Annotated in this window: 7 protein-coding genes and 1 pseudogene; 4 read left to right on the forward strand and 4 right to left on the reverse strand. The window is 73.5% G+C overall.

Going from position 1 to position 10,984, the window contains the following annotated elements:
- Together SSOG_RS26810 and manB are read left to right on the forward strand one after the other, a co-directional pair.
- The coding region (locus SSOG_RS26810) for a peptidoglycan recognition protein family protein (RefSeq protein WP_245606389.1) at nucleotides 1–819 on the forward strand (819 nt) is incomplete at its 5' end.
- A 72-nt stretch (nucleotides 820–891) separates the two neighbouring features.
- Nucleotides 892–1,992, forward strand: coding sequence for a mannose-1-phosphate guanylyltransferase (manB, locus tag SSOG_RS26815; RefSeq protein ID WP_009717399.1), 1,101 nt, complete (start codon nucleotides 892–894; stop codon nucleotides 1,990–1,992).
- Nucleotides 1,993–2,000: 8 nt separating this feature from the next.
- On the opposite strand, the gene SSOG_RS26820 is transcribed toward manB, so the two are convergent.
- The 4 genes from SSOG_RS26820 to SSOG_RS26835 all read right to left on the reverse strand — a co-directional run bounded on the left by SSOG_RS26820 (nucleotide 2,001) and on the right by SSOG_RS26835 (nucleotide 6,074).
- The gene (locus SSOG_RS26820) at nucleotides 2,001–2,909 is read right to left on the reverse strand and encodes a DNA-3-methyladenine glycosylase family protein (RefSeq protein WP_009717400.1); all 909 of its coding nucleotides are present in this window, start codon (nucleotides 2,907–2,909) and stop codon (nucleotides 2,001–2,003) included.
- A 231-nt stretch (nucleotides 2,910–3,140) separates the two neighbouring features.
- Complete coding sequence (locus SSOG_RS26825) at nucleotides 3,141–4,517, reverse strand: coenzyme F420-0:L-glutamate ligase (protein WP_009717401.1); 1,377 nt, start codon at nucleotides 4,515–4,517, stop codon at nucleotides 3,141–3,143.
- Nucleotides 4,514–5,500 (reverse strand): 2-phospho-L-lactate transferase, encoded by a 987-nt coding sequence (gene cofD / locus SSOG_RS26830; protein ID WP_039938792.1) that lies wholly within the window; start codon nucleotides 5,498–5,500, stop codon nucleotides 4,514–4,516. The genes SSOG_RS26825 and cofD overlap by 4 nt, the downstream gene beginning before the upstream one ends.
- 49 nt (nucleotides 5,501–5,549) lie before the next feature.
- On the reverse strand, nucleotides 5,550–6,074 hold the full coding sequence (locus tag SSOG_RS26835; RefSeq protein ID WP_009717403.1) for a cysteine dioxygenase: 525 nt from the start codon (nucleotides 6,072–6,074) through the stop codon (nucleotides 5,550–5,552).
- Between the two features lie 640 nt (nucleotides 6,075–6,714).
- Between SSOG_RS26835 and SSOG_RS26840 the strand changes: the two genes are divergently transcribed.
- Together SSOG_RS26840 and SSOG_RS26845 are read left to right on the forward strand one after the other, a co-directional pair.
- Entirely contained in the window at nucleotides 6,715–6,978 is a 264-nt protein-coding gene (locus SSOG_RS26840; RefSeq protein WP_004952403.1) for a WhiB family transcriptional regulator, read from the forward strand.
- A gap of 243 nt (nucleotides 6,979–7,221) precedes the next feature.
- Nucleotides 7,222–10,984 (forward strand): annotated as a pseudogene (locus tag SSOG_RS26845) (glycosyltransferase family 2 protein); the annotation flags it as partial.

Below are 10,984 nucleotides of genomic sequence, written 5' to 3' on the forward strand. Positions count from 1 at the left end.
CCCGGTCACCCGGGTTCGCATCCCGGCCACGCGATCCCGCACGCCGGTCACCCGAGCCCGCACCCCACCGCCATCCCGCATGCCACCGGCGGCCCGCAGCCCGGTGGCGGTGTCACATCCCCCACCCCGCGGCCCGCCACCCCGACCCCGCGCCCGCGCCCGTCGAAGACCGCCCAACTCCCCACCGGCCAGGCCGGATCGAGTGCCGTCCGGCACACCGCGCCCCGGCCGCGCATCATCACCCGGGCCGGATGGGGCGCCAACGAGGGGATCCGCGAGAGCGGTTACGCCTACAGCAAGACGGTCAAAGCCGCCTTCATCCACCACACCGTGACGGGCAACAGCTACACCTGCGCCCAAGTTCCCTCCGTTTTGCGCAGTATCTACCGCTACCACGTCCAGAGCATGGGCTGGCGCGACTACGGCTACAACTTCACCATCGACAAGTGCGGAAACATCTACGAAGGCCGCGCAGGAGGCGTCACCAAAGCCGTACTCGGGGCGCACACCCTCGGCTTCAACCAGAACAGCATGGGCGTCGCCGTCCTCGGTACGTACACCACCAAGAAGCCCTCCGCCAAGGCCGTCAGAGCCATCGCCAAGCTCACCGCGTGGAAACTCGGCCTCTTCAACCGGAATCCACGCGGCACCACCCATCTGGTGTCCGGCGGCGGCAACAAGTACAAAAAGGGCGTCAATGTGAAGCTGCGCGTCATCTCCGGACACCGTGACGGCTTCGCCACCGAGTGCCCCGGACAGCGGCTGTACAGCAAGCTCAGCTCCGTACGCAGCACAGCCGCCCGGCTCCAGGGGCGCTGACGAGGCGCGGTCCTGGCTTCTGCATACACTGGCCGCCGACCACGGGGAGCCAGAGCAGGAAGCAGAGACTACGTGACCAAAGCGCCAGCAACGCCAGAAGCGATCCTCCTGGTCGGCGGCAAGGGAACGCGGCTGCGCCCGATGACGGTGCACACTCCCAAGCCGATGGTCCCGGCGGCCGGCGTGCCCTTCCTGACCCACCAACTCGCCCGCGCCCGCGCCGCCGGGGTCGAGCACATCGTGCTCGCCACGTCCTACCTGGCCGAGGTCTTCGAACCGTACTTCGGCGACGGCTCCTCCCTCGGACTGCACCTGGAGTACGTGACGGAGGAGGAGCCGCTCGGCACCGGCGGCGCGATCCGCAACGTCGCCTCCCGGCTGCGCTCGGGCCCCGACGACCCGGTGCTCATCTTCAACGGCGACATCCTCACCGGCCTCGACATCCGCGCCCTCGTCGACACCCACTGCCGGACCGGCGCCGACGTCTCCCTCCACCTCACCCGGGTCACCGACCCCCGCGCGTACGGGCTCGTGCCCACCGACGAGCAGGGCAGGGTCACCGCCTTCCTGGAGAAGCCGCAGACCCCCGAGGAGATCGTCACCGACCAGATCAACGCGGGCGCGTACGTCTTCAACCGTTCCGTGATCGACGCCATACCGGCCGACCGGCCCGTCTCCGTCGAACGCGAAACCTTCCCCGGTCTCCTCGCCGCGGGCGCCCACCTCCAGGGCATGGTCGACTCCACGTACTGGCTCGACCTCGGCACCCCGCAGGCGTTCGTCCGCGGCTCCGCCGACCTCGTCCTCGGCCGCGCCCCCTCGCCGGCCGTCCCGGGCCGCTGCGGCGACCGCCTCGTCCTGGAGACCGCCACCGTCGCGGGCGACGCCAAGCTCACCGGCGGCACCGTCATCGGGCCGCAGGCCCGGGTGGGCGCGGGCGCGCGCATCGACGGCAGCACGGTGCTGGAGGGCGCCGTCGTCGAGGAGGGCGCCGAGGTCCGCGACTCGCTGATCGGCGCGGGCGCCCGGGTCGGCGCCCGTACGGTGCTGCACGGTGCCGTGGTCGGCGACGGCGCGCTGGTGGGCCCGGACAACGAACTGCGCGACGGGGCGCGGGTGTGGTGCGGGGTGGACATCCCGCCGGGCGCGGTGCGGTTCTCCTCCGACCAGTAGGCCGTGGCCTACATCGCCCGGAAGTCCCGTACCGAGAAGCGCGGTGCGCGGCGGGGCATCGCCGCCCGGCCCGACAGCAGGATCAGCCGGGCCGCCCGGTGCCGCTGCCCGGCGTAGGGCGCGAGGAGTTCCAGCATCGCCGCGTCGTCCGTGCCGCGTTCACCGGTGAGCGCGTAGCCGACCATACGGGGCAGATGCAGATCCCCGACCGTGATCGCGTCCGGGGTGCCGTTGCTGCGCTGCAAGGTCTCCGCCGCCGTCCAGGGGCCGATGCCCGGGACGAGCTGGAGCCGCTGTGACGCGGCGTCGAGATCCATGGCCGCGGCCTCCTCCAGCCGCCGGGCGACCCGCACGGCCCGCAGGATCGTCGCCGAGCGCTTGCCGTCCACGCCCGCCCGGTGCCACTCCCACGACGGAATCAGCGCCCAGGTACGCGGATCGGGCATGACCCGCAGGCCCTCCATCGGCCCCGGCGCGGGCTCACCGTGCCGCTGGAGCAGCAACCGCCAGGCCCGGTACGCCTCGTCGCTGGTGACCTTCTGCTCCAGGATCGAGGGGATCAGCGACTCCAGCACCAGCCCGGTCCGGATCAGCCGCAGCCCGGGGTTCCGGCGGTGCGCCTCGTGGACGAGCCGGTGGCGTGGGGTGAACGCGGACGGATCGTCGTCGTCGCCGAGCAGCGCGGGCAGATGGTCGAGCAGCCACTCGGCCCCCGGCCCCCAGGCATGGGCCTCGACCCCCTTGCCGTCCCGCGCGATCCGAACGGTCCCGGGCCCGGCCGGGGTCCGGCTGGCCCGCCAGAACGCCCCCTCCGCGTCGACGCGAAACGCCGGATCCCCCGGGCCCCGCTGGAGCACACCGAGGTTCCGCGCGAGGTCGTACGCGCAGGAAGGCACCCACACACGACGTCCCACCACGCCGCCACCCTAAGCCCACAGCCGCCGCGTGCCCGGTTCGGGCCGGTGGCCGGGTTGTGCCCACCCGTCCCTCCCCCAGCTACCGCTGGGAGGTGCCCCCCCAGCGGGACGATTGCCCACAACCGGCACCCACCACCCACCGAAACCGCACCCCACACCCCCGCACCCCGAAAACGCACCCGCACAACCCCCACACCGGCGTGCACCCCCACCCCGCGCGCCCCAAGCTCCCTACCGCACCTCCACGAACCCCTCCACGCCCCGCTCCGGCCGCGCCGGAGGCGCGGCGGCCGGGTGGCCCACGGCGACCGCGCCCATCGGGTCCCAGTCCTCCGGCAGGTCCAGCACCTCCCGCACCACCGGACGGCAGAACATCGTCGACGACACCCAGGCCGACCCCAGCCGCTCGCCCGCCAGCGCGACCAGCAGGTTCTGCACCCCGGCTCCGGCCGCCACCACGAACATCTCCCGCTCCGCCGCGTTCCGCCGCGCGTCCGGATACGTATGGGCGCCGTCCGCGACCAGGCACGGCACCACCAGATACGGCGCCTTGCGCAGCACGTCACCGCGCCGCACCCGCTTGGCGATGGACTCCTCCGAGAAGCCGTCACCCCGCAGGTCCGCGATCCACGCGTCCCGCATCACGTCGAGCAGCCGCACCCGCGACTCCTCCGACTCCAGCAGCACGAACCGCCACGGCGTCGTGTGGTGCGGCGCGGGCGCGGTGACGGCGGCGGCCACGGCGCGGCGCACCGCCGCGCCGTCCACCGGCTCGTCGGTGAACTCGCGGACCGTACGGCGCAGGGTCACCGCTTCCCGTACGGCCTCGGACGTCCCCAGCCGGAACATGTCGTCGGCGGCACCGCGCACCAGCGCCCGCGCCCCCGCGTCGGCCCCGTCCGCACCGGGCCCATCCCCATCCGCATCGTCATCCGCACCCAGGGCCACCACATGCGGCAGCCCCCGCAGCACCGCCACCGGCAGGCCGTCCGCCTTGCCCTTGACCAGCTCCCCGGCGGCGGCCAGCTCATCGCCGGTGGCGACGACGGTGACGCTCAGCGCGTTCCCGTGCGTATCGGTGCCGCCCCGCAGGTCGTCCAGGACGTGCACCCCGGCCGCGCCGATGGCGACGTCGGTGACCCCGGTGCGCCAGGGCCGCCCGAAGGTGTCGGTGACGATGACGCCGACGTCCACGCCGAGCGCGTCCCGCAGTCCGGCCCGGATGGCGCGGGCGGAGGCGTCGGGGTCCTCGGGGAGCAACAGGATGGTGCCGGCCGGGGTGTTGGAGGCGTCGACCCCGGCGGCGGCCATGACCAGGCCGTGCCGGGTTTCGACGATGCGGGTGCGCCCGCGCCGGGCGACGACCCGTACGGTCTCGGCGTCTATGGCGGCCTCGCGGTCGTCGCCCGCGACGACGCGCCCCTCCGCCTTGCTGACGATCTTCGAGGTGACGAGCAGGACGTCACCATGAGCGAGCCCCGGCAGGCCCTCGGCGGTCGCCGCGTCGGCGATGAGCTTGGCGAGGTCGTCGCCGGTCCGCACCTCGGGCAGACCGGGGAGGGCCCAGACCTGGTACTTGGGCGCCTCCAGGGAGGACGATCCGCTCATGCCCGGACCTCCTCGGCCAGCGCCAGCGCCGCGGTGGCCATGCGCGCGGTGGCCTCGGTGTCGGTCATCATGAGCGGAAGGGCCCGGCAGCGGATCCCGGCGGCCTCGACCTCGTCGACCGCGTCGGCGTCGACCTCGTCGACGAGCCAGCCGTCGAGCAGCCCGGAGCCGTAGTGCTTGGCGACGGCGGCGGCCGTGGATTCGACGCCGACGGCGGCCAGCACCTTGTCGGCCATGCCGCGCACGGGCGCGTCCCCGACGATGGGGGAGAGGCCCACGACGGGCACCCCGGCCTCGGCGATGGCCTCGCGCACCCCGGGGACGGCCAGGATGGTGCCGACGCTGACGACGGGGTTGGACGGCGGGAAGAGGACGACGTCGGAGTCGGCGATGGCCTCCAGGACGCCGGGCCCGGGCTTGGCCTGGTCGGCGCCGACGGGGACCACGGCGTGGGCGGGCACGGAGGCGCGCATCCGGACCCAGTACTCCTGGAAGTGGACGGCCTTGCGGCCCTCGCCGTCGCCCGCGGCGGAGCCGCTGATGTCCGCAGTGTCGATGAGGACGTGCGTCTCGACGCGGTCGTCCGTCATCGGCAGCAGCCGCACCCCCGGCTGCCACCGCGCGCACAGCGCCTCGGTGACGGCGCTGAGCGGGTAGCCGGCGCTCATCATCTGCGTACGGACGATGTGTGTGGCGAAGTCACGGTCGCCGAGGCCGAACCACTCGGGCCCCACGCCGTACGCCGCCAGCTCCTCCTTGACGGCGAAGGTCTCCTCGGCCCGGCCCCAGCCCTGCTCCTCGTGGATGCCGCCGCCGAGCGTGTACATCACGGTGTCGAGGTCGGGGCAGACCTTGAGGCCGAAGAGGTGGATGTCGTCACCGGTGTTGCCGATGACGGTGATGTCGGCGTCGGGAACCGCCGACATCAGACCGCGGAGGAAACGGGCGCCGCCGATGCCGCCTGCCAGAACCACAATGCGCATGGGCACAGTGTTGCAGTCGGCTCCGACAACGGAACCGTGCGGGGCGGGCTCAGCGCAGGACGTCGAGGGGGCCGGGGGCGGCCGTCCCCGCGGCCGTACCGGCAGTCTGGGTGGGGTGCAGAGGCATCTCGGTCAGCCCGGGGAAGTAGATGTGCAGGCTGACGGCGGGTTCGAGTGCGTCGTTGACGACGTCGTGCACGTATCCGGGCGCGAAGACGCGCTGCGCGCCGGCGCGCAGCGTATGCCGTGCGCCGCCGTTCGTCCCCACGCGCTCGGTCAACTCGCCCTGGAGCACGGTCAGTACGCCCGAGGAGCGCCCGTGGTCATGGGCCCCGCTGCCCTGGCCGGGCACCCAGCTGAGCAGCCAGACCTCATAGCCGGGGCCGGTGCGCAGCCGGTGGTACCAGCGGGTGGTGGCGTCGTACCGGACGAGCGGCGCCCAGCCGTCGCGATCGGCGGCGAGGTCGCGGGCGAGCCCGGCGAAGCCTGAGACGGTGGTGGGGTGCGCGGGTGCGGGCGGCAGCAGATGCGGGATGGCGAGCGGGTCACCGGCGATCTGGACGTCGCTGTTCATGTGGGGGGTTCCTCGGCGGAGAAGCGCGGTGGTGCGCGAAGCGGAGCTGTGCGGGGGTGACGCAGGGAGACGCGAAGGACGCGAGAGGAGAAAGCTGGAGCTCAGAGAGGCATCAACAGCTGGAACAGCGACAGCGGGCCTGCACGGCGCAGCGGAACCCGTGGGCACGGGTCGACTGGGGCACGTGGGTCACTGACATGAGGACAAGGACAGCGGGTCGCCGCCCTCCTGTCAACTTGATCTCCCGTTCGGGGGTCCTTGTTCACCTCATCCGGTCGATATGCGGGCAGAAAGGTTTGTCCGCGCGTTAGTCGGAGAGGTGGCGCAGCACCTGCCCCCGATGCAACGAGAACACGTGTGCAACGGGAGCGGCGTTCACGGCGTCCTTCACGGGTGAGTGCGATGAGGAACCGGGGACGCCGGGGACAGCTGAGGGAAACGTGTCGCGTTTAGGCCGATTTGAACACTTTCCGCGCAGCCTTGGTTCCGCAGAGTGAATAAGAGGCCCAATAGCAGATCTCGGCTTGACTGGCCCGGATCGGCGCACTTGTAATTTCACACGTGTCGTTCTGCCGGTTTGACCCACGGCACCAGGGCACGGGGACGGCACCGGGGACGCAAAAACAGACGAGGGGCGCACATGACCGAGTTGTTCCAGCAACTGCTGGTCGAAGAGGCGGACGAGGAGCTCGGTTGGCAGGAGCGCGCACTGTGCGCCCAGACCGATCCCGAATCGTTCTTCCCGGAAAAGGGCGGGTCCACGCGCGAGGCGAAGAAGGTCTGCCTGGCCTGCGAGGTCCGGTCCGAATGCCTCGAATACGCCCTCGCCAACGACGAGCGCTTCGGCATCTGGGGCGGCCTCTCCGAGCGGGAGCGCCGCCGCCTGAAGAAGGCCGCGGTCTGACGAAGAGGGCCGCGGTCCGGCCCCATCGGCACAGCTCACGGCGGAGCACGCGGTCCGTCCCCCGATCCCCAGACGATCAACCCCGTGACGCGAAGCGTCTCCATGAGGGGTGGTGGCCGGGCGACGGGCGGGCGGACCGCCTGCGTACGCAGCCGTTAGTGTGGGGGCCCGTCCGAGGCGCGCCAACGTCCCCCTGGGGCGGGCTCGTCCACCGCAGTCCAGCGAACCGGGGCCCGTACCTCGATGTCCGTGCACAGCCACTCGGCGGCCCCACACCCGGCCGCCTCCGCCGGATTTGCCACCCAGCAACCGGCACCTGAGTTCCCGCGCCATGTCGTCACCGCCGTGCTCGTCTCGCACGACGGCGCCCGCTGGCTGCCCGACGCGCTGTCCGGCCTGCTCGGTCAGGAGCGGCCCGTGCAGAGCGTCGTCGCCGCCGACACCGGCAGCGCCGACGAGTCGGCCCGGCTGCTGACCGAAGCCCTCGGCGAGGAGCGGGTCCTGCACCTGGCGCGCCGCAGCGGTTTCGGTACGGCCGTCGCCGAGGCCGTCCGCGGTGCCCCGGTGCTGGGGCCCGAGGAGTTGCCGTACCTCAAGCGCCCCAGCGGCTGGGACCCCGTCAACCGCGTCTGGCGTGACGACGCGTACGACATGCCCGACCTGCCGCACGGCGAGCCCATCCAGTGGCTGTGGCTGCTGCACGACGACTGCGCGCCCGCCCCGGAAGCGCTCCACGAGCTGCTGCGGGTCGCCGACGCCGAGCTGCTGGCCAACCGCGAGGCCGCGATCATCGGCCCCAAGCTGCGCGGCTGGTACGACCGCAAGCAGCTGCTCGAAGTGGGCGTCAGCATCGCCCGCAGTGGGCGCCGCTGGACCGGTCTGGAGCGGCGCGAACAGGACCAGGGCCAGCACGACCAGGTGCGGCCGGTGCTGTCGGTCTCCAGCGCGGGCATGCTGGTGCGCCGCGACGTATGGGAGCAGCTGGGCGGCTTCGACGCCCGGCTGCCCCTGATGCGGGACGACGTCGACCTGTGCTGGCGCGCCCACGCCGCGGGCCACCAGGTGCTCATCGCGCCGGACGCGTCCCTGCGGCACGCCGAGGCGTCCGCCCGCGAGCGGCGCCCCATCGACTGCGTGGGCCGTTCCGTCGCCAGCCCGCACCGCGTCGACAAGGCAGGTGCCGTCTACACCCTGCTGGTCAACACCCGGGGCGCGCTGCTGGCCTATGTGATGCTGCGGGTCGTCCTCGGCACCCTGCTGCGCACCCTCGCCTATCTGGTGGGCAAGGTGCCCGGTCAGGCGCTGGACGAGATCACGGGTCTGTCCGGCGTGCTGCTGCGGCCCGGGAGAATCAGCGCCGCGCGCAAGCGCCGCGGCCGCCCGGCGACCGAGCCCAGCGAGCTGCGGCCGCTCTTCCCGCCCTCCGGGGCGACCGTGCGGGCGACGGTCGAGCAGGTGGCCAGCAACATCGGCGGACGGTCGGAGCCCGAGCTGTCCTCGGGCGGCCGGCACGGGGCCGTCGAGTCCGGGCCGGGCGACGACGACGCGGACTTCCTGGAGATCGAGCAGTTCGCGCGGGTCAAGCGGATCGCGCGCAAGCCGGGCCCGATGCTGTTCGTCGTCCTGCTGCTGGTCTCGCTGATCGCCTGCCGGGAGCTGCTGGGCACCGGCGTGCTCGCGGGCGGCGACCTGCTGCCCACCCCCGGACACGTCACCGACCTCTGGGCCAGCTACGTCGACGGCTGGCATCCGGTCGGCACCGGCGGCACCCAGAGCGCACCGCCGTATCTCGCCGCCCTCGCCGCACTGGCCACGGTCTTCCTGGGCAGCACCGGGTTCACCCTGACCCTGCTGCTGGTCTGCTCGGTGCCGCTGGCCGGTTTCATCGCGTACTTCGCCTCCCGGCCGCTCGTCGAGTCCCGGCTGCTGCGGGCGTGGGGGAGCGTCGCGTACGCCTTCCTCCCGGCCGCCACCGGGGCGCTCGCGGGCGGGCGGCTGGGCACCGCGGTGCTGGCCGTCCTGCTGCCGCTGATGGCACGGGCGGCGGCCGCCGCGGGCGGCTTCCGGGCGGGCGGTGCGAAGGGCAGGCTGCCGAGCTGGCGCGCGGCGTGGGCGTACGCCCTGCTGCTGACGTTCACCATGGCGTTCACGCCGGTCGTCTGGCCGATCGCGCTGCTGTGGGAATTCGGTGTGCTCGTCCTGCGGCAGCGCCAGGGCGAGCCGCTCGTGGCGTACGGGCTGCGGTTCCTGGCCGTCGTCCTCACCCCGCTGCTGGTGCTCGCCCCCTGGTCGGTCGATCTGCTCACCGATCCGGTCCGCTTCCTGAAGGAGGCCGGGCTCGACAGCGGCAGCGGTGCCGCGTCCGCCCTGGACCTGCTCGCGCTCAGCCCCGGCGGCCCCAAGGGCGGCGGCACGCTGCTGCTGCTCGGCTTCGTCCTGGCCGCGCTCGCCGCCCTGATGCGCGGCGAACGGCAGCTGACGGTGCGTACGGCCTGGGTCGTGGCCCTCACCGGCTTCCTCTTCGCGGCAGTCAGCAACGGCTCCGCCTGGGCCGGGCCCGCGACCCTCGTCTACGGGCTGGCGCTGCTGACCGCCGCCGTGGTCGGCGCCGAGGGCGCCAAGGAGCGCGTGGCGGCGCAGAGCTTCGGCTGGCGCCAGCCGGTCGCGCTGATCATCGCCGTCGCCTCGGCCGCCGCCCCGCTGTACGCCGCCGTCAGCTGGATGGTCAGCGGCGCGGACGGTCCGGTGTCACGGCGCGAACCCTCCCAGGTCCCCGCGTTCGTGGCGGCCGAGAGCGCCACCCGGGACCAGGCCCGCACCCTGGTGCTCACCGGCAGCGACGCCCGCACCGACTACGCCCTGGTGCGCGGCTCCGGCGCCCGGCTCGGCGACGGCGAACTCGCCGCCGCGGGCGGCGCCGACACCCGCCTCGACGATGTGGTGGCCCATCTGGTCGCGGGCTCCGGCGCCGACCAGACCAGCCGGCTGGGCGCCTACGCGGTGCGCTACGTGTACGCACAGCAGGGCGCCCCGCGCGACATGACGCGCGTGCTGAACGCGACGCCCGGCCTCACTCAGCTCAGCAGGGACAAGCACGGCACCCTGTGGCGGCTCGACCAGCGCGTCGCGCGGGTCTCCATCGTCCCGTCCGGCTCCGGGGGGAAGCGCGGCGGGCACGTCAGCCGCGCCGGTGCCGGTGGCCGCCGGTCCCGTCGAGGCGCACACCACCATCCCGGACGGTGCGGACGGGCGCGTACTGCGGCTCGCCGACCGGGCCACCGCCGACTGGAAGGCCACGCTCGACGGCAAGCCGCTGACGGCGAAGACCCTCGACGGCTGGGCACAGGGCTTCGAACTCCCGGCCAACGGCGGGCGGCTCGACCTGACGTACGACACCCCGATCACCCACACCGCGTGGGTCTGGGCGCAGGGGCTGCTCGCGGTCGTCCTGCTGGTGCTCGCGCTGCCGGGCCGCCGCCGTCACGTGGACGACGACCTCCCCGAGGCGGAGGCCGCCGCCACCGCCATCACCGCCGAGGACCTGGCGGGCGACGGGCGCCGGGCGCGGCGGCTGCGGGCCGCCGCGGAGGCGGCACAGGCCGCGGAGGCGCCGCGGGAGGTTCCGGGGGACGGCGGGACCGGCGGCGCGGAGGCCGACGTGCCCCCGCCGCCCGCGCCGCCCGCCGAGCCGCCGGTGTTCGTCCCGGAGCCGTTCGTACCGCCGCAGCCGGACCAGCAGCCGCAGCAGCCGCAAGCGCAGCCGTACGGGCAATGGGACGCGCAGCAGCCGTACGCGGACGCCGGATACGGGCAGTACCCGGCCGACCAGTACCCGGGCGGCTATCCGTACCCGCAGGGGCAGTACCAGGACGCCTCGTACCCGGCGGACCCGTACGCGGGCGGCCCGTACCCCGACGCGTACGCCGCCGATCCGTATGCCGCCGGTCAGTACGCCGATCCGTACGGCTACGACCAGCAGCAGCCCTACTGGACGGCACGTACCCCG

Origin of the sequence: Streptomyces himastatinicus ATCC 53653 (assembly GCF_000158915.1) — a bacterium.
Lineage (GTDB): Bacteria > Actinomycetota > Actinomycetes > Streptomycetales > Streptomycetaceae > Streptomyces > Streptomyces himastatinicus.

Coding starts and splice junctions, on each gene's coding strand:
- SSOG_RS26825 (WP_009717401.1), bottom strand. CDS start 4,517: ATGAGCGGATCGTCCTCCCTGGAGGCGCCCAAGTACCAGGTCTGGGCC.
- cofD (WP_039938792.1), bottom strand. CDS start 5,500: ATGCGCATTGTGGTTCTGGCAGGCGGCATCGGCGGCGCCCGTTTCCTC.
- SSOG_RS26835 (WP_009717403.1), bottom strand. CDS start 6,074: ATGAACAGCGACGTCCAGATCGCCGGTGACCCGCTCGCCATCCCGCAT.
- SSOG_RS26840 (WP_004952403.1), top strand. CDS start 6,715: ATGACCGAGTTGTTCCAGCAACTGCTGGTCGAAGAGGCGGACGAGGAG.